24 protein-coding genes, 1 pseudogene and 1 riboswitch are annotated in these 25,450 nt (G+C 40.3%); of the genes and pseudogenes, 17 read left to right on the top strand and 8 right to left on the bottom strand.

The annotated features are described in order from the left end of the window. Nucleotides 1–160: 160 nt before the first annotated feature. The 6 genes from NSS77_RS04635 (at nt 161) to NSS77_RS04610 (ending at nt 6,904) form a co-directional block, all read left to right on the top strand. Complete coding sequence (locus tag NSS77_RS04635; protein ID WP_342470602.1) at nt 161–1,156, top strand: TAXI family TRAP transporter solute-binding subunit; 996 nt, start codon at nt 161–163, stop codon at nt 1,154–1,156. Between the two features lie 70 nt (nt 1,157–1,226). Beyond that, nucleotides 1,227–1,736: a DUF1850 domain-containing protein gene (locus NSS77_RS04630; protein WP_342470601.1), complete on the top strand. Its 510-nt coding sequence runs from the start codon at nt 1,227–1,229 to the stop codon at nt 1,734–1,736. Further along, the gene (locus tag NSS77_RS04625; protein ID WP_342470600.1) at nt 1,726–3,729 is read left to right on the top strand and encodes a TRAP transporter permease; all 2,004 of its coding nucleotides are present in this window, start codon (nt 1,726–1,728) and stop codon (nt 3,727–3,729) included. The genes NSS77_RS04630 and NSS77_RS04625 overlap by 11 nt, the downstream gene beginning before the upstream one ends. 201 nt (nt 3,730–3,930) lie before the next feature. Further along, nucleotides 3,931–5,046, top strand: coding sequence for an amidohydrolase (locus NSS77_RS04620; RefSeq protein WP_342470598.1), 1,116 nt, complete (start codon nt 3,931–3,933; stop codon nt 5,044–5,046). A gap of 16 nt (nt 5,047–5,062) precedes the next feature. Further along, nucleotides 5,063–6,181 carry a dipeptide epimerase gene (locus NSS77_RS04615; RefSeq protein ID WP_342470597.1) on the top strand — a complete coding sequence of 373 codons (1,119 nt, stop codon included), beginning with the start codon at nt 5,063–5,065 and terminating at the stop codon, nt 6,179–6,181. Between the two features lie 15 nt (nt 6,182–6,196). Further along, nucleotides 6,197–6,904 (top strand): GNAT family N-acetyltransferase, encoded by a 708-nt coding sequence (locus NSS77_RS04610; protein ID WP_342470596.1) that lies wholly within the window; start codon nt 6,197–6,199, stop codon nt 6,902–6,904. Nucleotides 6,905–7,006: 102 nt separating this feature from the next. Here NSS77_RS04610 and NSS77_RS04605 read toward each other — a convergent pair whose 3' ends face one another. From NSS77_RS04605 to pepT, 3 genes are all read right to left on the bottom strand, one after another. Further along, complete coding sequence (locus tag NSS77_RS04605) at nt 7,007–7,873, bottom strand: YitT family protein (protein WP_342471196.1); 867 nt, start codon at nt 7,871–7,873, stop codon at nt 7,007–7,009. 234 nt (nt 7,874–8,107) lie between these two features. Continuing rightward, nucleotides 8,108–8,815 (bottom strand): Fe-S oxidoreductase, encoded by a 708-nt coding sequence (locus NSS77_RS04600; protein WP_342470595.1) that lies wholly within the window; start codon nt 8,813–8,815, stop codon nt 8,108–8,110. 138 nt (nt 8,816–8,953) lie between these two features. Continuing rightward, nucleotides 8,954–10,183, bottom strand: a complete 1,230-nt coding sequence (gene pepT / locus NSS77_RS04595; RefSeq protein WP_342470594.1) for a peptidase T — start codon at nt 10,181–10,183, stop codon at nt 8,954–8,956. A gap of 140 nt (nt 10,184–10,323) precedes the next feature. Here pepT and NSS77_RS04590 point away from each other — a divergent pair, with 140 nt between their 5' ends. Beyond that, nucleotides 10,324–12,021 (top strand): hypothetical protein, encoded by a 1,698-nt coding sequence (locus NSS77_RS04590; protein WP_342470593.1) that lies wholly within the window; start codon nt 10,324–10,326, stop codon nt 12,019–12,021. A gap of 23 nt (nt 12,022–12,044) precedes the next feature. Here NSS77_RS04590 and NSS77_RS04585 read toward each other — a convergent pair whose 3' ends face one another. Together NSS77_RS04585 and nfsA are read right to left on the bottom strand one after the other, a co-directional pair. Further along, on the bottom strand, nt 12,045–12,503 hold the full coding sequence (locus NSS77_RS04585) for a hypothetical protein (RefSeq protein ID WP_342470592.1): 459 nt from the start codon (nt 12,501–12,503) through the stop codon (nt 12,045–12,047). Nucleotides 12,504–12,818: 315 nt separating this feature from the next. Beyond that, a complete protein-coding gene (gene nfsA, locus NSS77_RS04580; RefSeq protein WP_342470591.1) occupies nt 12,819–13,553 on the bottom strand; it encodes an oxygen-insensitive NADPH nitroreductase in 735 nt (244 codons plus the stop codon). A gap of 382 nt (nt 13,554–13,935) precedes the next feature. On the opposite strand from nfsA, the gene NSS77_RS04575 reads away from it, so the two are divergent. Next, nucleotides 13,936–15,567: an amidohydrolase family protein gene (locus tag NSS77_RS04575; protein ID WP_342470590.1), complete on the top strand. Its 1,632-nt coding sequence runs from the start codon at nt 13,936–13,938 to the stop codon at nt 15,565–15,567. 61 nt (nt 15,568–15,628) lie between these two features. On the opposite strand, the gene NSS77_RS04570 is transcribed toward NSS77_RS04575, so the two are convergent. Next, nucleotides 15,629–16,273, bottom strand: coding sequence for a glycerol-3-phosphate acyltransferase (locus NSS77_RS04570; RefSeq protein WP_342470589.1), 645 nt, complete (start codon nt 16,271–16,273; stop codon nt 15,629–15,631). Nucleotides 16,274–16,416: 143 nt separating this feature from the next. After that, nucleotides 16,417–16,520: riboswitch (SAM riboswitch) on the top strand. A gap of 112 nt (nt 16,521–16,632) precedes the next feature. On the opposite strand from NSS77_RS04570, the gene NSS77_RS04565 reads away from it, so the two are divergent. The 3 genes from NSS77_RS04565 to NSS77_RS04555 all read left to right on the top strand — a co-directional run bounded on the left by NSS77_RS04565 (nt 16,633) and on the right by NSS77_RS04555 (nt 20,265). After that, nucleotides 16,633–17,934, top strand: coding sequence for an O-acetylhomoserine aminocarboxypropyltransferase/cysteine synthase family protein (locus NSS77_RS04565; RefSeq protein WP_342470588.1), 1,302 nt, complete (start codon nt 16,633–16,635; stop codon nt 17,932–17,934). Between the two features lie 654 nt (nt 17,935–18,588). Beyond that, nucleotides 18,589–18,978 carry a hypothetical protein gene (locus tag NSS77_RS04560; protein WP_342470587.1) on the top strand — a complete coding sequence of 130 codons (390 nt, stop codon included), beginning with the start codon at nt 18,589–18,591 and terminating at the stop codon, nt 18,976–18,978. A gap of 300 nt (nt 18,979–19,278) precedes the next feature. After that, nucleotides 19,279–20,265: a homoserine dehydrogenase gene (locus tag NSS77_RS04555; RefSeq protein ID WP_342470586.1), complete on the top strand. Its 987-nt coding sequence runs from the start codon at nt 19,279–19,281 to the stop codon at nt 20,263–20,265. Between the two features lie 185 nt (nt 20,266–20,450). On the opposite strand, the gene NSS77_RS04550 is transcribed toward NSS77_RS04555, so the two are convergent. Continuing rightward, nucleotides 20,451–20,681 (bottom strand): excisionase family DNA-binding protein, encoded by a 231-nt coding sequence (locus tag NSS77_RS04550; protein ID WP_342470585.1) that lies wholly within the window; start codon nt 20,679–20,681, stop codon nt 20,451–20,453. Nucleotides 20,682–20,858: 177 nt separating this feature from the next. Between NSS77_RS04550 and NSS77_RS04545 the strand changes: the two genes are divergently transcribed. Beyond that, nucleotides 20,859–21,746 carry an EamA family transporter gene (locus NSS77_RS04545; protein WP_342470584.1) on the top strand — a complete coding sequence of 296 codons (888 nt, stop codon included), beginning with the start codon at nt 20,859–20,861 and terminating at the stop codon, nt 21,744–21,746. Nucleotides 21,747–22,133: 387 nt separating this feature from the next. On the opposite strand, the gene NSS77_RS04540 is transcribed toward NSS77_RS04545, so the two are convergent. Beyond that, nucleotides 22,134–22,424, bottom strand: a complete 291-nt coding sequence (locus tag NSS77_RS04540; RefSeq protein WP_342470583.1) for a helix-turn-helix transcriptional regulator — start codon at nt 22,422–22,424, stop codon at nt 22,134–22,136. Nucleotides 22,425–22,750: 326 nt separating this feature from the next. Between NSS77_RS04540 and NSS77_RS04535 the strand changes: the two are divergent. From NSS77_RS04535 to NSS77_RS04515, 5 genes and pseudogenes are all read left to right on the top strand, one after another. Further along, nucleotides 22,751–22,936 (top strand): annotated as a pseudogene (locus tag NSS77_RS04535) (helix-turn-helix transcriptional regulator); the annotation flags it as partial. Between the two features lie 54 nt (nt 22,937–22,990). After that, nucleotides 22,991–23,239 (top strand): hypothetical protein, encoded by a 249-nt coding sequence (locus NSS77_RS04530; RefSeq protein ID WP_342471195.1) that lies wholly within the window; start codon nt 22,991–22,993, stop codon nt 23,237–23,239. 386 nt (nt 23,240–23,625) lie between these two features. Then, nucleotides 23,626–23,853: a hypothetical protein gene (locus tag NSS77_RS04525; protein WP_342470582.1), complete on the top strand. Its 228-nt coding sequence runs from the start codon at nt 23,626–23,628 to the stop codon at nt 23,851–23,853. A gap of 130 nt (nt 23,854–23,983) precedes the next feature. Beyond that, nucleotides 23,984–25,102 (top strand): hypothetical protein, encoded by a 1,119-nt coding sequence (locus NSS77_RS04520; protein WP_342470581.1) that lies wholly within the window; start codon nt 23,984–23,986, stop codon nt 25,100–25,102. A gap of 122 nt (nt 25,103–25,224) precedes the next feature. Next, nucleotides 25,225–25,428 carry a hypothetical protein gene (locus tag NSS77_RS04515; protein WP_342470580.1) on the top strand — a complete coding sequence of 68 codons (204 nt, stop codon included), beginning with the start codon at nt 25,225–25,227 and terminating at the stop codon, nt 25,426–25,428. Nucleotides 25,429–25,450: the final 22 nt, after the last annotated feature.

Below are 25,450 nucleotides of genomic sequence, written 5' to 3'. Positions count from 1 at the left end.
AAAACGTTGATACGAAAGCTATAAATTCTATTTTGATATTAATATATACTTTTTTAAACTCTATTATTCTATAAAAAGGATTTGGCACAGGCAAATAGTAATAGTTGCAATTGAACTGTGCTATTACACATTTGATAGAAGCAAAGAGGAGGGGTTATGTTTGAAAAGTAAAAAGTTTTTATTTTTAACGGTGCTAAGCATTATGCTGGTGATGCTTTTAGCTGCATGTGGTGGAAAAGAAGACGATTCCAGCACAAAAGATAGTTCAACAGAGGGGGATAACAATACATCATCATCAGACATCAAATTCTTAAGTATGGTAACAGGCGGTACACAAGGTACTTACTATGCTTTAGGCGGTACATTTGCAGAGTTGATTACAAAAGAAACAGGTATTAAAACAACTGCGGAAGTGTCGCAAGCATCTGCTGCAAACGTTAATGCTTTAAAAGCAGGAGACGCTGAAATTGCTTTTGTGCAAACAGATATTGCATATTATGCGAAAAATGGTCTTTTAATGTTTGATGGAGAACCAATGGATGATTTAGTGGCAATTGGCGCCCTTTATCCAGAAACAGTTCACTTAGTAACAACAGCGAAATCAGGCATTAAATCATTTGATGATTTAAAAGGTAAAAAAGTTTCTGTTGGTGCTCCTGGTTCCGGTACTTATGCAAACGCTGAACAATTGTTAGAAATACATGGTTTAACAATGAATGACATCCAACCACAAAACCTAGGCTTTGGTGAATCTGTAGACGGTTTACAAGCAGGACAAATTGATGCAGCCTTCATTACTGCCGGTTATCCAACTGCTGCTGTGGAATCTTTAAGTGCACAAGAGGATGTAGTAATTGTTCCAGTAGATCCTGAAAAAGCAAAAGCGTTAATTGAAAAATACCCTTATTACAAAGAAGATGTGATTCCAGCAGGTACATATGGCTTAGCGGAAGATGTGCCAACTGTTTCCGTACTTGCAATGCTTGCAGTGAAAAAAGATTTGCCTGAAGATGTTGCATACGGTATTGCAAAAGCAATCTACGACAATACAGACAAAATTGGACATGCTAAAGCGGAATACATTAAGAAAGAAAGTGCTTTAGACGGCATCGGTATTGATGTGCATCCTGGTGCGAAAAAATATTTTGAAGAATAATGGTTGTTTAACAAAGTGAAGGGCTTGAAGGCTAATGCTTCTTCAGGCCCTTTCTACATGGAGCGGTAATATGAAAAAAAACATGTTTGGCATCGTCATAGTTGCTGTTTTTATTATATTTTTCTTTATCCCTCTTTTTCCTGTTATTTCCTTTTCAGAAGCAAAGGCCGATGAGCCACAAATGTATTTTATAGACATTGATCAGAATACTACATTTCAAATTCGATTTACTCATTCTATTCATCGTACGGATGTTTTGGAAACTTATGAAATAGAAGATCACAAAATTAAACTAGTTTCAATGGAATATGAGGATGTATCTATTGGAATGCCAGCTTATGCAGAAGAGGGACAAATGCTCCTCTACGAAGATGGGAAATATAAACTTTATTCAAATCGGGTTTTGGAAAATTTTGTCCTATATGTTGGGGATATTAATATGGATTTGTTTTTTTATTACGGTGGTAAAGCATATGATTTAAAAAAGAACTTGCAAAGGGGAAATTCCTACACCGTTGAGATAAAAAGCGTCTCCCTTTATGACAAAATGAAAGGAGTACGAATGAAACATGGGAACTGAAATAAAACAGCCGGAGGAATTGAATCAAGAACAGTTGGCGCAAGAATTGTTAGAAAAGTTTGACGCTGAATCAAATTTAAGACAATTAGGTGGAATAGTGAAATGGGTTGTTTACGGTATCCTTATTGCCTTTTCGTTATTCCAATTATATACAGCTATTTTTGGTGCATTTACTGCTTATATACAGCGTAGTATTCACCTTGGATTTGCATTAACCATCATTTTTCTTCTTTTTCCGCCTAGAAAAAAGGGCTTTAAAACGAAAATTGCTTTCTATGACTATTTATTAGCTATTGTTGCAGCTATTTGTGGCATTTATTGGACATTGAATTATGAGAGGCTTGTTACAAGTTTAGGGACGATTAACCAAACAGATTTAATTATTGGGGGTCTCGTCATTCTATTAGTCTTGGAAGCTGCTAGAAGAACGGTAGGATTGCCGATTGTGGTGATTGCGATACTATTTTTGCTATATGCCTTTTTTGGACCATATATGCCGAACTTTTTGGCTCACCGTGGTCAATCGTTGGAACAGATTGTCAATTTGATGTACTTTTCAACTGACGGTATTTTAGGTACACCGATTAGTGTATCAGCCACATACATTTTTGCTTTCCTATTATTTGGCTCCTTTTTAGTGAAAACAGGTGTAGGGGAGTACTTTAATGATTTGGCGATTACCGTTGCCGGAAAACTGGTAGGGGGACCGGCGAAAGTTGCTGTATTCTCTTCTGCCTTACAGGGGACAATTTCCGGAAGTTCCGTTGCCAATGTAGTTACTTCTGGTGTTTATACAATCCCGATGATGAAAAGGCTCGGTTATAAAAGGGAATTTGCCGGGGCAGTTGAAGCGGCTTCTTCTACTGGCGGACAAATCATGCCGCCAATCATGGGGGCAGCAGCTTTCTTAATGGTGGAATTTATCGGACGCGGTGTAACGTATTGGGATATTGCAAAATCCGCAGCTATTCCTGCGATATTGTATTTTGCAGGTATATGGATTATGACTCACTTTGAAGCGAAAAAACTAGGTCTTCGCGGTTTAACGGATGAAGAATTGCCAGATCGTAAGGAAGTATTTAAGAAATTATATTTGCTAACGCCGCTTATTTTAATCATCATTATTATGATGATGGGAGTTCCGGTAATCCACGCAGCGTTATATGGAATTATTGCGTGTATTGTCGTTGGTTTCTTAAATAGAGACATAAAATTTGGTGTGAAAGAAATAATTGATGCTTTAGCTGATGGAGCAAGAACAGCGTTAGGCGTAGCTGCTGCAACAGCCTGCGCAGGTATTATTGTAGGGGTTGTGGTGAAAACAGGTCTTGGGTTAAGCTTGGCAAGCGGATTAGTGGAACTGGCTGGAGGAAATATTTTATTAACATTATTCCTAGTTATGATTGCTTCTTTAATCTTAGGAATGGGTGCTCCGACAACGGCAAACTATATTATTACTTCAACTATTGCAGCTCCGGCAATCGTTACATTGCTTGCACCTGATGTTCCGTACGCAGCTGTGCCTGTTGTAACACTTTTATCTGCCCATTTCTTTGTATTCTATTTTGGAATTATAGCGGATATCACGCCACCTGTTGCATTGGCTGCTTTTTCAGCTACGGCTATTTCTGGCGGGGATCCAATTAAGACGGGAGTTCATTCATCTAAATTGGCGATTGCAGCTTTCATTATTCCGTATATGATTATTTTCTCACCACAATTGCTTATGATTGATGTGTCAGTTTTAGAAGTCATTTGGGTTCTAATTACAGCAATTATGGGGATGATTGCCATTGGTGCAGGGGTCATCGGGTTCTGGTACCGACGCATTATATGGATTGAAAGAATCATCCTAATCGTTGCTGGATTGCTCATGATCTATCCAGAATCACTGTCTGATGTGATTGGATTAATCATCTTTGGCATCATGTTTGCCATTCAAATGTTTACAAAAAGTAAAGGGAACAATAAAATAAAAACAACTTTGGGTTAATGGTTTATATCCGTCTCTATGGGAGGCGGATTTTTTTTAAAATCTAAAAAGGAAGAGACGATGATATAGGTAAAGAAATGTGAAAACCTTTGAATGATTATTGCATGTGTGGAGTATTTGTTAAGGTGTGGGCAAAAGCAATTAATAAATATGGTGACTTTATGTATAATAGAGTAAGCAAAAGTATCGAGGTGCGAAAAAATGGGTCATGTTAAAACCTATGAAGAGGTCATCTTTAGTTGGTTTGATCTTTTTCATAGTTGTCCAGAAGTAAGTTGGAAAGAGTATCAAACGACAAATAAAATTGCCGCTATACTAGATGAGTTAAAAGTTCCGTACAAGCGTTTTACGGATATGACAGGGCTTGTGGCGGAAATTGGCAAAGGGGATGAAGTGATTGCGGTAAGGGCAGATATCGATGCCCTTTGGCAAGAAGTGGACGGAGAGATGAGAGCGAATCATTCCTGTGGCCACGATGCCAATATATCCATGGTGTTAGGTGCTTTACTAAGAATTAAAGATTACCCTTTAAAGAAACGGATTCGTTTCATCTTCCAACCAGCTGAAGAAATTGGGGGAGGGGCCATTGAAATGGTGAAGCGCGGAATCGTTGATGATGTGTCCTATCTCTTTGGCATTCATTTAAGACCGATTGAAGAACTGCCGTTTGGCAAAGTTTCTCCTGCGGTCCAACACGGTGCGGCATTGTTCCTGCAAGGTGAGGTGCGGGGGGTTGATGCCCACGGAGCAAGACCGCATCAAGGAAAAAATGCCATCGATGTGATTTTTGCCATCCAACAAATGTTGAAAAATATTTATTTAAATCCTTTTGAAGTGCATAGCGTGAAGTTGACAAAAGTGGTGGCGGATGGCGGCAGTGTCAATATCATTCCAGGTAATGCTACCTTTTCAATCGACATTCGGGCGCAAAAAAATCGCGTGATCGATGCGATACAATTCCATGTAGAACATGGACTTCGGAATATCAGCAAAATGTTTGAAACGGAAATAGTTTGGGATTGGTATGACAAAACACCAGGCGCAGAAGTGTCTGAAGAAGCGAAAAAAATTGCGGAAACAGCCATTATGGATACGGTCGGAGAAGGATTTTTGGCAGAGCCGGTTCAAACGCCGGGCAGCGATGATTTCCATTTTTATACGGTTTCCAAACCTGAATTGAAAGCGACGATGATTGGCATTGGTGCAGATCTGAAACCGGGCCTTCATCACCCGCATATGACCTTTAATAAAGATGCGCTCATTATCGGCGCAAAAGTATTGGCAAAAACATTATTCAATGCAACTGAGTATAAATAGAAGGAAGTAGGATTCAATGAACATCAAGAAAATAGAGATTTTTGCGGTAGATTTCCCACTAATAAAACCGTTTATTGTAAGTTACGGCACTTTTCCGACGATGCCGTCAATCATTATAAAACTTACAACGGATGATGGTTACATCGGCTGGGGGGAAAGTGTACCGGATGAACATGTAACTGGGGAAACATTTGAATCCACTTTTCATGTTCTAAAACATTCCTTGGCACCTGCAATGTTGAATGAGGACCCATGTCATTTTGAAAAAATCCATGACAAAATGGATCGTATCGTAAAAGGAGTGCCCAGTGCGAAGGCGGCCATTGATATCGCTTGTTTTGACGCAGTGGGGAAAAAGCTTGGGGTTCCGGTTTATCAGTTAATTGGCGGAAGATTTCATAAAAAATTCCCAATCACCCATGTGTTAAGCATTGATGAACCTGATAAAATGGCAGAAGAAGCGGAACAAAAAGTACAAGAAGGATACCGCTCCTTTAAGATGAAAGTTGGCACAGATGTGGAACGGGATGTAGAAAGGATTAAAGCGGTAAGAAAACGTGTTGGAGAACAAATCGCCATTCGAGTCGATGTCAACCAGGGCTGGGTGAACAGTTCAAATACGCTAAAAGCCATGCGATCTTTGGAATCCCTTGGCATCGATTGGTTGGAACAGCCGGTTCTTGCGGATGATATTGATGCAATGGTGGAAGTGAAGTCCAAATCCAACATTCCGCTCATGATTGACGAAGGTCTTTGCAATATTTTCGATATGCGGGAAATCATTGCAAAAAGGGCGGCAGATAAAATCAACATAAAACTGATGAAATGCGGGGGTATCTACCCTGCGGCGAAACTTGCCACAATGGCGGAAATGGCGGGCATTGATTGCCAAATCGGTTCGATGGTTGAATCTTCCATTGCTTCGGCAGCCGGTTTTCATGTAGCCTTTTCGAAAAAAAACATCAAGAGTGTGGAACTGACAGGCCCTCTTAAATTTAAAACGGATATCGGCGATTTGAATAAAAGTTATAAAATTCCGTTTATCGAGCTGGGTGACAAGCCGGGGCTAGGCGTGGAAATTGACGAAGAAGTTTTATCCCGATTAACGGTTTATTCTTGCAAAGTTAAATCATGAAGTAAGGTGGCTATTATGTGTGAAGTGATCGAAGAAGGCGTTTTAAAAGATATTCCTTATCATGTGAAAAAGTTGAAGGTTGATCATATACCCCAAATTTTTGATCTCCAACAAGCTGTCGTTGATTCGCTCCCCGATAAACAAACATTAGAACCCCTCTCTGATGAGGAATTCCGGTTTATTTTAGAGGGCAATGGATTGATGATCGGAGTATTTATTGAAGATCGCCTCATCGCATTTCGTGCGCTTTTGATTCCGGAAATGGACGACCAGGGTCTGGGGAAAGATATCGGGTTGACGGAAGAAGAGGATTTGAAGCGGGTACTTTACCAGGAAATTTCAAATGTACATCCCGATTTCCGCGGATATGGGCTGCAAAAGAAAATGGCCCAAATTATTATGAAACATATCGATATGTCCAATTTTGACTATGTGTTGGCGACAGTGATGCCTTATAATATCCCGAGCATTAAAGATAAACTGCATCAGGGGATGTATATCGCCGCGTTGAAAGAAAAATACGGCGGAAAATTACGGTATATTTTCTTCAAGCCGCTGCACAAAAAACCAAAATTAAAAAAAGAATCCTTCTTCATATCCATGGGGGATATTGAAGGGCAAAAGAACCTGTTACATAATGGGTACATTGGGGTCGCCATCAAAGAGCAAGGCGACGACTGGTTTGTCGAATATAAAAAAGTTTTGGATGAAGGCTTGGTGTAGACCAAGTCTTTTTATTATTTTAGGCACTTTAAGTGTTGAAAATAATATTGTAAAAAAATAAAAAACAACAAAGCCGAAAGACTTGTTGCTTTTTTAAGTTGATTAGTGGATATTTCTTTTCTTGAAATTTCCGCCCCGGACTTCTGCAATTTCGTCAAAGGTAACGAAAGCATCCGGATCTTTTTGTTTGACAATGGATCTTAATTTGCTTTCTTCCATTCGGTTGATGACACAATAAATAATTTCGACCGGTTCATTCGTATATCCGCCAACACCATTGATATAAGTCACGCTACGGCCGAGACGGTTGATGATGGCTTGACCGATTTCCCTCGAATGTTTGCTGATAATGGTAACGGATTTCGCATCTTCCAGACCTGTTTCAATGATGCTGATGACTTTTGAAGCGATATAGTAGGCGATTGCCGAAGAAAGGGCTCCTTCAATGCCGAATACAAAGCCGACAAAAATGAAGATGAATACATTGATGACTAAGATGATTTCACCTGTTGAAAAGGGTACTTTTCTGCTGATTAATACGGCCAGCATATCCGTGCCATCCAAGGCGCCGCCGTTACGTAAAGCTAAGCCCATACCTATACCAAGCAAAATACCGCCTGAAATGGTAACTAATAGTGAATCGCCATTGATAATCGTTGGTATATGATGCATCAAGGAAGTGGCGATGGATAATGTGGCAATTCCAATGATGGAGTTGATCGCAAAGGTTTTTCCGACCATTTTGTAACCTAGAAATATAAAAGGGATATTTAAAATCGCTAAGAAAAGACCCAATGGAAGAGGGGTGAGTGTGGACAGCATAATGGAAATACCGGTGATTCCACCGTCAGAAACGCTGTTTGGAATTAGCACAGCTTCCAATCCGTAAGCGGCGATAAATGCTCCGATGACAATAAAGATGATGTTTGTTATTCTGCTCAATAAAGCGGGTTCATGATTTTCATGCATTGCATTTGCGTTCATTTGATTCACTTCATTCATATGTATGGAATCCAATCCTTTCTCCACAGAGTGCTTTTTTATTTTAACAAAAAATAAAATCTCTTGCACTTGTGAACATTAACAAATTTTTGATGAATTTAGAAGATTGTGTGCAAAAAAAAGAAAAAGATTTCCAATGCTCAAATGAAGTGATCATAAACCAATATCCGTTCACACTTCATAGGCAGGAAATCTTGAAAGTTACTTCATTGGACAAAAGGTGCAAGCTTCAAGTCCCGGAATATCCTTCGAGAAGCAGCAGCTTTTTCTTACCGATTTGTTGATGAGATCCAACGGGCTTTTTCCGTTTGTGTATTGATAGAACCATGATTTGTTGGAGAAACGTTGCCATACTTTGGTGTCTTCCAGTATTTCTATGTCTTCAAAAGCCCGGTCTGCAAGCAACGGATTTTGAAGCAGTTCGTAATAATTCCACAACATATAGCCGAAAATGTTTTCCCAAAGAGTCAAAGGGGAAATGGTCGTCGTTTCGCGAAGCTGCATAATGATTTGATGGGCCTGATAAAGAATTTTGGAAATCACATATTCCCTTTCCTTTTCTTCCACATAACGATAGTCCGTCGGGGTAATGTAAGTGCCGAGCGTATCGATTCCGTATTCATGGACATGGAAGTAACGGACGTCTTCCAATTTGCCGTCCCAAATTTCATCATAGGCAGCAAGAAAATAAAATTGGGCCGCGACAAACATCCCGTAGCGCCGGCCGAAGTGGGAGATGGCAGCGGCTTCTGTTCCTGCTTGGGTAATTTCCATCATGAGCTTCAAAAAATCGGGCAGAAAGAATTCCTTATGTAAATTTTCCAAAGTGAATAAAGGAGTTCTTGGTTCCTCTGTTATGATGCCGTATGAATTCAAAAAAGCAAGCTGTTCATAGGTCAAGGCTGGCATAGACATATCACCTCGAATCAATTATAACATGGGATTGGAATGGCTATTATTTTTGCGAAGTTTCCCATACCCTTTCTCTGCCAAACAAGAAATGAAGGACTGCCCGAAAAGACTTTTCTTTCCAGGCAGCCCATAAAATCATTTCCCTTCCGCTTCAAAGAGTTTGACGATTTCAACGATGACTTTTGCAGCGAGTTCCATCGTTTCGGCGGATACAAATTCAAATTTGCCGTGCATGTTTTCGCCACCGGCAAAAATATTCGGTGTCGGCAGACCCATGTAGGACAATTGGGAGCCGTCCGTTCCGCCCCGAACCGGCTCAATGATTGGCGAAATGTTTAGATTTTCCATGGCGCGTTTGGCGATGTCGACAATTTCTTTCACCGGTTCAATTTTTTCTCTCATGTTGTAATATTGGTCTTCCAACTCAACAGTGATGGCGTCCTCGCCAAATTCTTCCTTGATGCGTTGCTCCACTACGCGGAAGTATTCTTTTTTCGCCTCGAATTTCTCCCGGTCGTGGTCGCGGATGATGTAAGAAAGGGTTGCTTCTTCTATGGAACCGTTGAAACTCATCAGATGGATGAACCCTTCGTAGCCTTCCGTTTTTTCCGGAACGGCTTCTTGAGGCATAAAGTTATGGAACTTGATGGCCATCGTGATGGCATTGACCATTTTCCCTTTGGCAGAGCCGGGATGAACACTGATTCCGTGTGTTGTCACTTTTGCAGCGGCTGCGTTGAAGCTTTCGTACTGCAATTCGCCAAGAGGCCCGCCGTCCATCGTGTAGGCAAAGTCCGCCCCAAAAGCTGCTACGTCAAATTTATGTGGTCCTCGTCCGATTTCTTCGTCAGGGGTAAAAGCCACCCGGATTTTCCCGTGCTTAATTTCAGGATGTTCCACCAGATATTCCATGGCGGTCATGATTTCCGCAATGCCCGCTTTATCATCCGCTCCAAGCAGCGTTGTGCCGTCGGTCGTGATCAATGTTTGTCCGACATAATTTTTCAGATTTGGGAATTGGTTCGGGGATAAAACGATTCCATCATTCAGTTGGATATCCCCGCCATCATAATTGTCGATCCGTTTCGGTTGGACATTCGCGCCTGAAAAATCAGGGGAAGTGTCGACATGGGCCAAAAATCCGATTGTTGGCACTTCTTTGTCTGTATTGGATGGCAATGTGGCGAATAAATACCCGTTTTCATCCAGAGAGATTTCTGTCAGCCCGATTTCGGCAAGTTCATCTTTTAAAATATTCAACAAGTCCCATTGCTTTTTGGTGGAAGGGGTTGAGGAACTTTCCGGATCCGATTGGGTGTCAATTTGGGCGTATCGAATCAATCGTTCAATCACTTTTTCTTTCATGACGTTGCCTCCTTCAACTTTTCTGCCCCCATTGTATCATTTTTCCTTTTTTCTGATGAGAAATATGCTGCGGGAATCGGCAAATAATTGAAACTATTTCTTCATCTCTTCCGTAGAAAAGTACAAGGAAGGTGAAAAGGATGACTCAACTGATCTTAACGACCCTAATTTTTTCAATCATTACAACGGTTCTCATTGTTCCGGTTACGAGGAAATTGCCGAAGGGCGATGTATTGCCGTTCAAACAATTGTTGCAGACTTTCGTTTTTGTTTTTATTACAAGCTGGATCCTGTATTTCCTAATTGTTTATTTGACGAAGATTGATGTGCAGTGGACGGTTGCCCTATACGCAATGCCGGTGATTTTGCTGTTCGGCGTTCTTGCATCCGGTGGAGCGGAACGGGCGCTAAAAGGGCTCCTGTTTTTTGCCAGCTTAATTGGACTCATTTATTTGTTGATTGTTCCGATTTTTAATGCGGATGAAAAGTACGAATCTGCAAAAATGGAACAAGAAGTGGAAATTGAACCCTTTGATGAAACAAAAACCCCGGCCAGCGTCCCTCCTCAATTTGCGGAAAACAAAATGAAGAAAGCCTTTGGGCAAGTGCCGAATACGAGTTATTATGAGCTTGGCAACTTGCAGATCCAGAAGGTGAATGGGGAGTTCGTTTATATTGCCCCTGTTGAGTTTTCCGGGTTTTTCAAATGGCTGAATGGAGATACGACGCCCGGCTATTTCAAAATGAGCGCAACGGATTCCAATGATAATCCTGTATTTGTTGCCAAGGAAATGGTCTATGTGCCGTCTGCATTCTTTAATAAAAATTTGGAACGCCATATCCGTCTGCAGTATCCAACGCTCATTTTCTACGGCGATCCGCAACTTGAGGTGGATGATGACGGAACCCCTTATTACATCCGTTCTTACGGTGAATTTATTTCAGCCCGGAATGGGTTTGATGTGAAAGGGATTGTCATGGTGGATGCATATTCTGGTGAAACAAAGAAAATTCCTTTGGAAGAAGTGCCGGAATTCATTGACGGGGCGGTTTCTCCGGAAGCGGTGAGCCTTCAGAACAGCTATTTTGGAAAATATGTTCATGGCTTCTGGAACAGCATCTTTGGCAAAAAAGACGTGAAATTGCCTTCCGATGAAGGGACGGAAGCGAATGTGAGCCCGGTCTTTAATCAGGATGGGGAAATGTATTACTTTACGGATTTTACAAGCCCGAAAGAAGGCGTAGATTCCATGCTCGGCTATTCCTTGACCCATGCGCGGACAGGGAAAGCGGTGTATTATACGGGGAATATAGAAGAATCTTATATGGATTCCCAAGGGGCTTTGGACATCATTGAGAAGAAATTTATCGAAAAAGAATGGCATGGGGCTATGCCAATCCTTTACAATTTCTACGGAGAAGCGAGCTGGCTTGCACCGGTTCTTGACACCAACGGCTTCTTGCAAAATTACTTTATTGTATCCGCGGTGAATCCGGAAATATCCGTATACGGTTCAACACCTAATGAAGCATTGAGACAGTATAAAACGGCTTTAACACGGGGGGCAAGTTCGGTGGATGGTTCAAGTAATGCAGAAGAAAAAACGATTACCGGAACGGTTCTTCGCGTTTACAAAGAACAGGTAGGGGATTATACGCTTGTTTCCTTCTTGCTGAATAATGGGCAAAATTTTGTGGTAAGTTCCCAAAACGAACCGCTGTCCATCTACTTGCGGGAAGGGGATCAAGTGGTCATCCGTTATTTTGAGACCGGTGAAACGTTCCTGCCGGTAAAAGCGTTGCAAATTGAAGGAGTCGTTAATATCGGCCAATCATAATGAAGATGAAAAAACCCGAAGCATCATTTGGCTTCGGGTTTTTCATGTTCAGAAGCGGATGGTTCGGAGCGATTTTTTATATAATCAAGCATCTCCTGTTTTCTTGATTGTATTTGTTCCGCTTTATAGGGATTGACTGTAAAAAAGCGCTCCTTCTGCTCTTCAAGCAGCTTGCGTTCCGTAGCAAAGCGATTCTCCGGTTCATGTTCAAAAATGTAATCCAAATGGAAAATCTGAAGGAGGGCCACTTCAGGGTTTTCCAAATTATAGACAAATTTAATATTCCAGACGTTTGTGTAGGAAATATATTGATTGACGTATTCCGTTGCATACCGGTATTTTTGTTTATCAATTCGTGGTTGGATGCTGCGGTGGATATTCCCTAAACACATGTTGATGTCCGCCAATGTTTTATAGTAACTTTTTACATATTTCAGATGTTGACGTTCAAGGGATAAAGCAACTTGTTTATGTTGTTTCATCTTCCTCTTCCCTTCGTGGTCATCATTATCCAATTAAGGAAATCTTTTCATTAATTTTAATCTATTTGAAATGTCAAAAAAAAGAAGTATACGACAAAATAGGAATTTTCCATCAGGGTAATTGTTGAATCTATGAGAAAAGATTCGATTTTTGTTATCCGATATTAAGATAATAGTCCTTTTCCCCGTACTGTTTCCAATCTATGTTGGAGTGGACGAAACGCCATTGCATTCATCCAAAATAAAAATCCCTATTAGGAGATAATTTTTTCAATGATCAGCCTAATAGGGATTTCATTTATTCAGGTAGTATGATTATTTCCAAGTGAATCCTTTGGAAGCTAAAAATTCCTTAATATGAGGACGGCGTTGATCGATTAGGAAATCAGCCATTTGTTTCGTCCAATTGGACACTTTTTGATTGGAGCTTCTGGATGCATAATATCTTTCCATAATGGCATCATATTCATCCAGAATTTCGTCGTACTTATCCACGTCGTATCCATTTTCGTGCACTACGGCTTCAACAGGAAGTCTCGGTTTTGTTTCATTTTTCTTTGTCGGTTTTCCAACGGTCATCGCGAAGAGCGGGAATACATGTTCAGGCAAGTTGAATAATTCGCTGATCGCTTCAGGATTGTTTCTGGCACCTCCGATATAGCAGATACCATAGCCTTCCGATTCTGCGGCAATGACAAAATTTTGCGCAAAAATCGCCACATCAACGACACCTACTAAGACATTTTCCGCTGTATCCACCGTAATATCGACACCGTGCTTTCTTCCTGCCACTTCCAATCGTTTGAAATCGACACAGAATAACAAAGCGGCTCCGGCCGTTTGGAATTGGAATTCATTGTTGGAAAGTTCCCCAAGCTTTTGTTTCTTTTCCTCATCCGTCACCAAAATGACGCTATAAGCTTGTACAAAGTGGGAAGAAGCGGCCATCTGGGCTGTCTGAATCAAGTCGATGATTTTTTCTTTCGGTATTTCTTCTCCTGTATATTTACGAACAGAAGTATGACTGCGCAATAATTCTTTTACACTCAATCTTTACACCCCTTTTATGTACTAATTGGTTGGAATATCGCTTCATCAAGCGATGTTTCTCTTCTTAAAGGTATCATATTATACTTTTTTGCCAATGGAAAAAATTTGAATTATTCAAACCACCGTCCCCAAAATACAAAGCTGAACATTGCAAGGGAGGAAGGCGGTGGCAGGAGGGGATCACCGTGAGAGGATTGTGCCGCTTGTGGGCATATTAAGAGGGTCGGGCACAGCGCCCAAAAAGCAAAAAGGAATCCATTGATTTGCAGGGATAAAGTTGTTTCAAGGGCAAAGGATTGATGATTATAAAATAGCGGTATGTATTGTTGAAAAACGAATACCCTAAATTGAAACAGTTCTCCCGCAAAGCGAGGTCGTATAAATGAAAAAATTGCTTTTCATTGTACTGCTCTTGCTATGTTTGATAGCCGTCCCTTACAAGGGGATCGGAGCTGAAGAGATAGTCCAAGCGGATTTGGTGATTGAATATGTCCGCGTATTTACGATGGATAAAGCCAATGAAGAGGCGGAAGCGGTTGCAGTGAAAAACGGAAAATTTGTTTATGTAGGAGACCGGGAAGGGGTGCAAGCCTATAAGGGCCCTCAAACAAGAGTGATGTATATGGACAACCGATTGATGTTGCCGGGGTTTATTGACGGCCACAATGCCGCTTATTTAAAAGCGGAGAAGATGTTTTGGTTGGATTTGAGTTCCTTTTCCACCTTCGAAGAATATGAAAAAGCCATATTTTCGTACCGTGCACAGCATCCACAATTAAAACAGCTGTGCGCAGTTGGATGGAATCAAAAAGTGACGGAAGAAGCATGGGGGAAAAGCGGAAAAACGCCAAGAGACCTTATTGACCAACTTGTGCATGATATCCCATTTGTCGCATTTTCCGCTCACCGAGACGAGCTATGGGTCAATTCCAAAACATTGGAAATATCCGGGTTAGATCATATTGAGCATGGCCTAACGGAAACTGGAGAAGCGTCCGGAATCATTCCGGGACAATTCACTGATATGGTCGTACAAGTGCTGCCGCAGCCGGACTTTTCCGTGGAACAATATAAAAAGGCGCTGATTAAATATCAAGAAGATGCAGCCAGATACGGTATTACGGCTGCATTTGTTCCCCTGGGAAACCATTCGGAAAATGTGCTGAAAGCCTTTGATGAACTGGATCGGAAAAATCTATTGACCATGACCTATGAGTTGGGAATCTACGTGGATCCCCTCAAGGATTTGGATCAGATCGAACTTTTTAAAGAGTGGAGGGAGATTTACCAAGGGAAAAATTACAGCGTCCAAACGGCAAAAATGAATTATACAGAAAATGCGGTTTGGGAGAAGGAGAAATTTCTTGATATGTTGGATTTGCTGGATCGGGAAGGTTTTCGGATTCATGTGGAAGCAGAAAAAGAGTTGCACATGATTTTTGAAGGATTTGAATATGCGCGGGTACGAAATGGAAAAAAGAATTTTAAACATGTCATTTCCCATATGCCGATCGTAACGAATGATGATTTGACAAACTTCCGGAAGTTTCGGATTATTCCATCCGTCCAGCCGGCCATCTTTCATCAATCCATAGATGCCGGCAAGGAAGACGAACTTAAAAACTGGCATCGAATGAAAAGCTACTTTGAAAAGGGATTGCCGGTCTCATCTTTCAGCAACTATCCTGATGGTGAGTTGAACCCGCTTTATGGAATTGAGACAGGAATGACAAGACTTCACTGGAATGATGAAAAAAGTCAAAAGCCTTTGTGGCCGGAAGAAAGCGCCACATTGAAGCAGATGCTCCGAAGCTACACCATTTATGCGGCGAGGCAAATAGGCTGGGAAGCGCAATTGGGAAAAATCCGGGTAGGCATGCAGGCGGACTTTATTATACTGGATAAAAATATTTTCAGGGTTCCGCCAGGTGAAATCAGCGAAGCAAAAGTCATACTTACTTATTTTAAAGGAAAAGAAACATACCGGGATGAATCGGAAATGGGCGGACAATAAAAAAGTATCTTCCGTAGCCAAGTGTGTTCAACGAATAACCCCTTTACGGAAGATACTATTTTTATACGGATGGGCCTTTCTTCTTTTTAAAGGCGGAACGGATCGTCGGTTCTGTGCCGCGCTTCATCCGTTTTATGTTTTCTAAATGCAAAATGATTGCGACCAAAAGAAGGAACAGAACAATGATAAAAGGCCAGAGGGAGGGCTCATAAAGCAAAGCGCTGATTGCAAATGCAAAATAAAAGAAAAACACGCCCAGAATCAAATAATTGGTCAATAAAGAGACAACGATAAGACCGACTACGGCAAGAAGACCCATTTTCCAATTGATCGCAACGAAAATGCCGATCAGGGAAGCGGTTCCTTTTCCTCCCCGAAAATTCATATGGATGGGAAAATTATGGCCAAAAATGACCGCCGCGCCTATCAAATAAAGGAATATGGAAATTTGCTCCGCATCCAATGAAGTGAAGTGATTTAAGAAATATTTTGCCAAGATTATGGCAAGGACGCCTTTTCCGATATCAATGAGGCCTACGAGTATGCCGTATTTCCAGCCAAGGGTCAAGGTGGCATTGGAAGCCCCCGCGTTTCCATGGCCCGCTTCTTTTAGATTCACCCCGGAAAGGTATTGGGCCACATTTGATCCATGGATGCAACCGATAAAATATCCCGCAATAAGTGAAATAATCAGCTCTATCAACATAATATTTGCTCCTTTTATAGAAAAAAACGCTTTAATCTATTATACTCAATAAAATAAAAAAAGATTTAAAAATTTCAAAAAATAGTTGACAGAGTGGGTTACTATGTTTTATAGTTAATCCAACGATGGAAAATTAATCATTACTCTTATCAAGAGTGGCGGAGGGAATAGGCCCAAAGATGCCCGGCAACCGGCAAGTATTTGCAAAGGTGCTAAATCCTACAGACGTTTGTCTGAAAGATAAGAGGAGGAAATGTACGTGTACAGAGCCCTCTTCTTATACGAAGAGGGCTTTTGTTTTTATCTTCGGTGCCTTCTCGAAACCTTCCATCTCAAATTTATGTTTAGGAGGAAATATCATGTCCGAATTCAAACCAGAAACGCTATTACTTCACGGTGGTCAACAACCTGATCCAGTAACAGGTGCAATTGCCGTTCCGATTTATCGCACGACGGCTTATGCCTTCAAAAACACAGAACATGCACGAAAATTATTTGCCCTTGAAGAAGTCGGAAACATTTATTCCCGCATCATGAACCCGACAGTCGATGTGTTTGAAAAGCGTGTTGCCTTGCTAGAAGGTGGCTCTGCAGCTGTTGCTCTATCTTCCGGTCAGGCGGCAGTTGCCTTCTCCATTTTAAATATCGCCAATGCGGGAGATGAAATTGTCTCTGCTGGATCATTGTATGGCGGAACATATAACTTATTTGCTAACACATTACCTCGTTGGGGCATTACAACAACATTTGTAGATGAAAGAGATCCGGAAAACTTCCGCAAAGCAATTACGGACAAAACAAAAGCAATCTATGCAGAAGTAGTAGGAAATCCTAGCTTAAATATTTTAGATATTGAAGCAGTAGCAGCAATTGCCCATGAACATGGCATTCCATTAATCATCGACAATACGTTCCCATCACCATATGGATGCAATCCAATTGATTTTGGAGCAGATGTTGTTATCCATTCAGCAACAAAATGGATTGGCGGCCACGGTACAACAATCGGTGGCGTTGTGGTAGATGCAGGAAAATTCGACTGGACACAAGGCCGATTCCCTGGATTCACAGAGCCTGACCACACTTATCACGGCATCCGTTACGGCATCGATACAGCAGGCGCAGCTTTTGCAACAAAATTGCGCGTTCAATTATTGCGCGACTTAGGCCCAACTTTAGGTCCGGATGCGGCTTTCAGTTTCCTTCAAGGATTGGAAACTCTTCACCTCCGCTATCCAAGACATAGTGAAAATGCGGAAAAAGTAGTGGCGTTTTTGAAAAACCACCCATACGTGGAATACGTGAATTATCCAGGAGATGAATCATTCGAATCTCACCATTTAGCGAAAAAATACTTGAAAAACGGTTATGGTTCTATGGTGACATTCGGCATTAAAGGTGGCCGTGAAGCAGGCAGTGTCGTTATTGACAACGTGAAATTGTTCTCTCATGTTGCAAACGTTGGAGATGCAAGATCATTGATTATTCATCCGGCTTCAACAACTCACCAACAATTATCTCCTGAAGAATTGAAAATTGCCGGTGTTGGAGAAGAGCTCATCCGCCTATCCATCGGCTTGGAAAACGCAGATGATATTATTGCGGATTTAGATCAGGCTTTAGCCAAAGCAGCAGCTGAATTTGGTGTAAAGAACGCTTAAGTTGATCATTTATAAAAGCCCCTCTATTTGCATATAAAAGAAAGAACGGTCATTTGATACCGGAAAATCCCAATTCGGCTCTCATTTGAGCTGAAGAACCCAGTGTCAGCGGATCAAAGCATGTAAATCCGGCACTGGCTATATGGATTCAAAGCTGCTCATTCGCAGCAGTTGCAAAATCCAAAAACAAATGCTGCCCATCCGTAGCAAAATAAAACGCTGCCCATTTGCAGCGGGTAAAAATCCAAAGCTCGTTACTAAAAAATGCTTACTCAGCGGTTTGAAGCAATAAATATGGTCGATTCCTATAAAAGCTGCCCATTCGCAGCCATGAAGACGCCCCTTTACAGAAAAAGTTCGCCAAACATCAAGTTGTTACTTTTGATGTGAATTGTATTCCCATTCGAATGCAATTCACATCCTAATTAAAATTGCTGACCCGTCATTTAGCAGGTATAGTTGTTCGTTATAACCCCTATCCCCTTTTGTTGAAATAAAACCTAGTAAATTAATTAGGATACTTGAAATTTTAAATTGGATCGTATATATTAGTTATAAGAGAATGATTAGATTCCATCGTATCTGATCCCCCCTAAAATAAAAACGGAAAGCCTTTAATGGCTTTCCCCCTTAACTTATAAAGGAGCTGGTCCGATGAGTAAGGTTTATAGCGCCCAAAATTTTGCGGCTTATATCATATATGAATTAAATGAAACGAATACCTTTGTGAATGCAAAAGCGTTGCAGCATTTGCTTGAAATCGTCGATAGACGCTGGGAAAGTGTTTTTGGGTACAGACCATATAAAGAACAGACATATTCCTTGCTAACCCATGATTATGTCGTCAAAGAAGTATATGATGAATACAAAGAATTTGGTGAGCAACATATTTCAGAGCCGGCAAAAGAATGGTATTTAAAATATGGAGATTTCCAATTGATTCGAAGACCTTACGGAGTTCCAGACTTTACAGCGGAAGAAGAAGAGCTGATGAGAAAAATTTTGGTCCAATACCGAAATGTTTTGTTGGCAAATGCATCGTGAACAGGTGAATGACAGGTCAGTACAATGTTTGTACTGGCTTTTTTTATTTTAAAAGTGAGCAAGTTTGCTATATTATAATAGTTGTATGCCCTTTCGTAGAAAACAAATGTCCATCTTGGGTAGAATTCCCTTGAGTTCCTTTCAAATATACGTTAAAATTTCTGTATGTTTCAAAAAATATTGAATTTTATTATTTTTTATATCTGCAAATAAAGAGTGTTTGTATAGTATAGAATTTCAGCACTCGTTGTTCAACAATGAAATTTCAATTCGAAAGAAAAGATGGAGGCGAAAAGGAAAATGGCAACAATCAAGGCGGCCATCTTAGGATTTGGCACAGTTGGCCAAGGCATTTATCATATATTGAACGAAAAACGGGAAGATTTGCGCAAAAAACTGGGTGTCGAGTTAGAGGTTGCAAAAATATTGGTTCGGGACACAACAAAAGAGAGAGTTCCAGGAACACGGCATTTGTTGACAGATAACATTGATGACTGCTTAAACGTTAAAGGTTTGCAAGTGGTATTCGAAGCGATTGTAGGCGAGGAGCCTGCATACACATATTTAAAGAAAGCGGTAATGAAAAAGTGCCACGTCATTACGGCAAATAAGGTGATGTTTGCAAAATACGGGCTTGAACTGCAAGAACTTGCAAAGCAAAACGGTGTATTTGTAGGCTATGAAGCGACGGTTGCAGGCGGGGTGCCTGTCATCAAGACAATGAAAAACATTTTGCTCGTCAACGATGTGACAAGAATTCAGGGAATTTTAAACGGCACTTCCAATTACATTTTGACAAAAATGCGCGCTGAAGGCTGGTCTTTTGATGAAGCGTTGAAAGAAGCGCAAGCCCTTGGATATGCAGAAGCGGATCCGTATATGGATATTTCCGGCCAAGATGCATTTAAAAAGCTTATGGTTTTATCGGCATTGGCCTTTGGTGAGCAGCCAAACTGGGCAGATGTAAAAGTTGTTGGAATCGACGGCATTACGCCGGAACAAGTGAAAGAAGCAAAAGAAAAAGGTCTCAGGTATCGTCACGTGGCAGAGGTGGAAAAGTTGCCTGATGGCACAATTTTTGCTCAAGTGGGGCCAATGCTTGTAAGCAAGGAGCATCCTCTATATCCGATTGATGATGTGTTCAATGCGGTAACAATGGAAACAAACTACATTGGCACATTGACACTTATTGGACCGGGTGCGGGGATGTATCCGACTGCCAGCGTGATGGTGGAAGATTATGCGGAAATTATCGGCAAACGTGCCGGTTTTGTAGTGACAATTTAAAAAGGGTGCTTCTTGGATGCTTCTCGGGGAGCTTTTTTCAAGAAGCATTTTTTCTTGATGTGCAAGAAAAAGATCATCCATATCCATGATGGATTTGGATGATCTTTTTGTTCATGAGAGGTCCATTCGGTTTCATTGAATTGCTTGTGAAAGGTACATGTTTTCAGGAAAAGCGTCCGTAATCGTTAATCTTCATCCCGGACATCCATGTCATCCGGGATTGGGGTGCTTTGCCAAAGCTCCATTTCTTCCTTCAGGAGTTTTAATTGTTCAAGGTACGTGTCAAATTGGTCGCTGTTGATGAGGAATTGCTCACCATCGTGGACAGCTTTGATGCGGCCTTCGTAAATGTAGCGCAGGACCATTTCTTCAGGCATTGAGAGATCTTTTGCCGTTTCGCTAACGGTTTTATACATATTACGACCCGCCTTTCATTTTATGATTTCACTGTGTAAACGATCCGTCATTTCTTACTTTTATTTTACATTATTATTATAGGAAACGGCGAGGATTTTAAGCGGTTTTCGAAATGATGTAATCATCTGAAAAATATGGTAGCATTACAGTAAAATAGCATTTCGGGAGGATATGCAATGAACATATTACCATATATATTCGTGTTGCTTGCGGCAATGTTGTGGGGAACCGTTGGAACCACCCAAACTTTTTTGCGGGAAGGCATTTCGCCAATCGCTGTTGCAGGAGTGCGTTCAGCGATTGGGGGAGGGGTATTGCTCATTGCAGTCCTCATCATGCGGAAAATCAATTTTAAAAAATGGTCTTGGAAATGGACCGTTTTTGCAGCACTGACGATCGCTTTATTCCAATGTTTATTTTTCACTTCTGTCCGCTATACGGGAGTGGCGGTTGGAACGGTGGTAACCATTGGCAGTTCACCGGTCTTTTCTGGAATCATTGAATGGCTGCTTTTTAAACGACGTCCGAACAGAGTGTGGGGAATTGCAACATTGCTCGCCATTATAGGCTGCATTTTGTTATTTGTAACGCGGGGGGATACAACGATTCATCCTTTGGGCATTTTGCTTGCTTTATGTGCCGGGTCCATGTTTGCCCTTTATACAAATTGCAGCAAGAAATTGACGGAAAGGGAAGAGACGTTGCCGAGCGTGGCGATGACCTTTACTTTATGTGCGCTGTTTCTGTTGCCCTTTTCGGGAAGTGGCGTTTCCTGGGTGTTGGAAGGGCAAAATCTGTGGCCAATGCTTTTTATGGGCCTATTTGCAACGAGTTTAGCCTACATCTTCTATTTGGCGGGTCTTGAAAAAATCAGTTCTTCTTCAGCGGTGACATTGTCTTTGGCGGAGCCTTTGACAGCGGCTTTACTCGGGGTCTTTTTGGTAGGGGAGTATTTAAGCCCAATGAGTTGGATGGGCGTGCTGCTGCTGCTTGGCGGGATTCTTGTATTGACCATTGGAAGCAGGAAAACCGTTAAATATTTGAAAGACGCAAGTTCACAATAAATCATTAAAATGAATTAAATGCCTGCAAAATTTTGCAGGCATTTATTATATGTATAGATGTTTCTTTAACGAATCAGCAGGAAATGCGTAAAATATAGGGACTAAGTACTGTATTTCGGAGTATGTAATAAAAATATAATATCAGAAAAGAAATTGAAATATATTTAACATAAAGAAATATTTGTCGAATCCAAAGGAAAACGACCTATTTGTTCGGTCGAATAATGGTATTTATTTGTATGTAACGGCAAATTTTTGAGAAAAGTGTAATTGAATGCTTATATTTAACTATAACAATTAACCATTTTATTATTAAAATATCGACATGTTTTATACATTTTTTTTATACTAGTTTTCATCATTTTTATATTATGTATATGGAAAGAATCATCCCTCCGCTTTTCTGTTCATTTTTTCCATCATTTTTTTATGCATTTTTTTGGGAGGTATTTCCGCTATTTTGAATAAATCGCTTTGAAAAAATTCATGCAGCGAAATACCGCAACCTTGGCAATACTTCGTTATTGTATCAATCTTAGGATGCTTTGATCTTCCTTGAAGGATTTCTGAAATGGTGGATTGTCTCAGACCACCCAGTTTGCCGATTTCTGCTGGTGTTTTGCCCCGTTCTTCCGCAAGTTCTTTCATCCGTAAGGCCAGAGCTGTATGTATATCCAATGATGCCGATCCTCCTTCCTTCAATGAAATCTTTTTCTCCCCAACACTGTATTTTTATCCACTCTTTAGAATGACAGCTTTTTTGAAACTAATATAACTATACATATTTCAAAATCCACATTCCAGCGAAACGAATCAAAGAAAATATAAAGAAAAAGATAAATTTTGCACAAATCGGTGCTTTTTGACTAATGGACCAATTTTTTTAGGAATTATGGATAAATTGACTAATAACAAAACTTTGTTAAAATTTAAATGCCAATTAATATTGAATATTCAATAAATTTTTAAATATTCATTGTTGTGCGGGATATCGTAACTAATAAATGGTGGTGAAATGTTTGTTACTCGGAGATTGGATGAAACGGGAACGGGAAAAGCGCAATATCACACAGTTGGAAGTGGCGGAATCCGTTGGTGTTTCGCAAGCAAAAATTAGTTTCTGGGAAAATAATAAAACACTGCCTTCTGTTTACGATCTTTATAAATTTTCTTGTCTGATCGGTTTAACTTCTTTGGGAGAGATCCCCTTCGACAAAATAGACTTTGATAAAGGTGAGAGAGTAATGGAAAGAATGAGTTTATATGAGTTGCCTGCAAATGATTCGATAAGAACTTTTGAAGGTAAAACATATGAACTTAAAGGCTTCGTGGGTATCGAAAAGGAAACGGGCGAAATTGAAAAAGTGACAGAGTTATATTATCGGGCAAGAACCGTTGTAAAAAACAATCATGTGATTGCAAAGCGCAAGAATGAAACAGATGAATTAAAAAAAGTGAAACCTAAAAAAATCAAAGCGAAAGCAAATGTATAAATAGATAAATATAAACTTAACCATTTGGGGCCGACAACACACTCAATAAGGACGGTTATTGAAAAAACAATTGAATAACGATGTGTCTGTTGCCTGGTAGTCGGGTAGACGGATATACATAAGTGAAGGTTCAACAAGTGATTCCTAAAACTTGTTCATGAAAAAGGCTACATGGATAGTTCTGTGTTATCTAAAAACACTGTGCATTGCAGCTATATGCTGCATAGAGTTTGTGAGTGAACGGCTATAAACTCACCGAATCCCCAAACTGTCCTTATTGAGTGTGTTGTGGGGGGCTCTTTTGCGGAATTTTTGAGAATCAGTTCAGGTGGAAATCAGGATGTGAACGATCGAAGCGGCACCTTGGAGAAAAGGGAGGGAAATGAGTGGAGAGTTTAATCGCTACGGGACAAGCCTTTCTTGAATGGCTGCAAATGCCTGCCGTTATAGCGACTGCCATTGCATTTTGTATCGGCGGATATTATTTGATTTTCGGAGGGGAACAAGGCCGCCAAAAAGCCGTCAAATGGTTTATTGGCGGGGTGGTCGGTTTAATTGTTGTTTTAGGCGCATATTCTCTTGCGAATTCGATCAGTTCAAATATTAAATTTTAAGATTTCAGAGCTACTCTAAAAATCATTGGGAAGAGTAGCTTTTATTGTTTGCGGGATATCATCACCAATAAATATGTTTAAGCCATCTATGCATGCGGGATGGCTTAAATTTTTGGAAAGGAGATTGCAGATGAAAGTAATTTTTTACAACGTTCCAAATTCAAAAATAAAGAATTTCGAACTCATGTCATTCGCTGAAGCGGTCAAATTGAGCCATAAAATTGAACACGAATGCCGCAAAGAAAAGGAGCAATTCACCAGCGAATTTCAAGTCTTGGGGGATAACAACAAAGTTTATTATAGAGGAACATTTGAATTTGGTTCTTATGAATTTCCGAATATTTATCACAAAGTTAAAAATATGGCCAACCGCATTAAGGTGGATAAACAATTTCAGGCCGATAAGCTGTATCTGTTAGATCAAATCGAGAAGTTGACACCGGAGAAATACAAAAAGGAAGAAAAGGTAGATAAATTCCTCGCCAAAGTGGATAAAAGTCAAATTTCAAAATTAAAAGGATGGCAGCGTAAAAGCGTTTATGCAATTGCCGTATTGGGTCTGACAGGATCTTTAGTGACAGGATTTACATACGTGGTTCAAAAAGACAACTATGAAAAAGCCCTCGCAGACAGCGGCGAAGAATTGAAACAATCGCAGGAATTAATAGCGATATATGAGAGTGCTTTAATGGGCGACAAAAACGAAATGTTTGCCAAACTTGAACAATTAGATAAGAAGAAGTTGACGGATAATCAAGTGCAAATTTTATTTCTTGAATATATAAACAATAACAAATTCCAAAAAGCGGTTGAGTTATTTGATGGAGATCATATTCAGGCTGAAACAATGATCATGAGTTCAACGCTTCCAAAGAAAACAAAAAGGGAAAAAATAGCGGCATTTAACGAAATTTATCCCACAAATGAGGCAAGATATGATTTGGCTTATTTGGACGGGGACTGGAAACTGATGCTGAACATCCAAAATGTAAGAATGAATGTGAAACGCTCCGAAATGAAAACTTATGCATTATTGAAACTTGGAAAAATAGATGAGGCGAAACTGGAATTAAACAATAACAATAGTGATGAATTATCTAAAAAGATTACGAAATATGAGGTTATCACTGCTGAAATTAAAACATTGGAAGAAAAATATAAAGTCATGGTGAATGAGCGGAAAATTAATGAAGCGAACCAACTGGCCAAACAAATTACAGATAAAAGAAAAGAATTGCAAAGTTTATAAAGAAAAGCAATGGAAGCCGGCGGGGCGCATTTTTGCAGCATAGATAATATTTAAACTGGAAAGGTCGGTTTCCACAAAAGCGGAATAGAAACGAAGGAAAATCATTAGGAAGGAGATCAAAGGTGCAAAATGCTTTATACCAAATTATCCAAAAAAATAAATCATTACTTGAGAGAGGCGGAAAAATAAGGGTTTTGTTAAACGATTGTTTCATCACCATTTTTAATGAAACGGATGAGGAAACTTCCGCCCAAAAAACAATCACCCTTGTGGACACATACGATTATAAAATCAATCGAAATCTTTCGGAAATTATTGAAATGTAAAAGATGAAACGCTGCGATCGAA

This window comes from Ureibacillus sp. FSL K6-3587, from assembly GCF_038593165.1.
Taxonomy (GTDB): Bacteria; Bacillota; Bacilli; order Bacillales_A; family Planococcaceae; genus Ureibacillus; species Ureibacillus suwonensis.
Note: the sequence above shows the minus strand (reverse complement) of the source record. Positions and strands in the feature narration are given on the sequence as shown.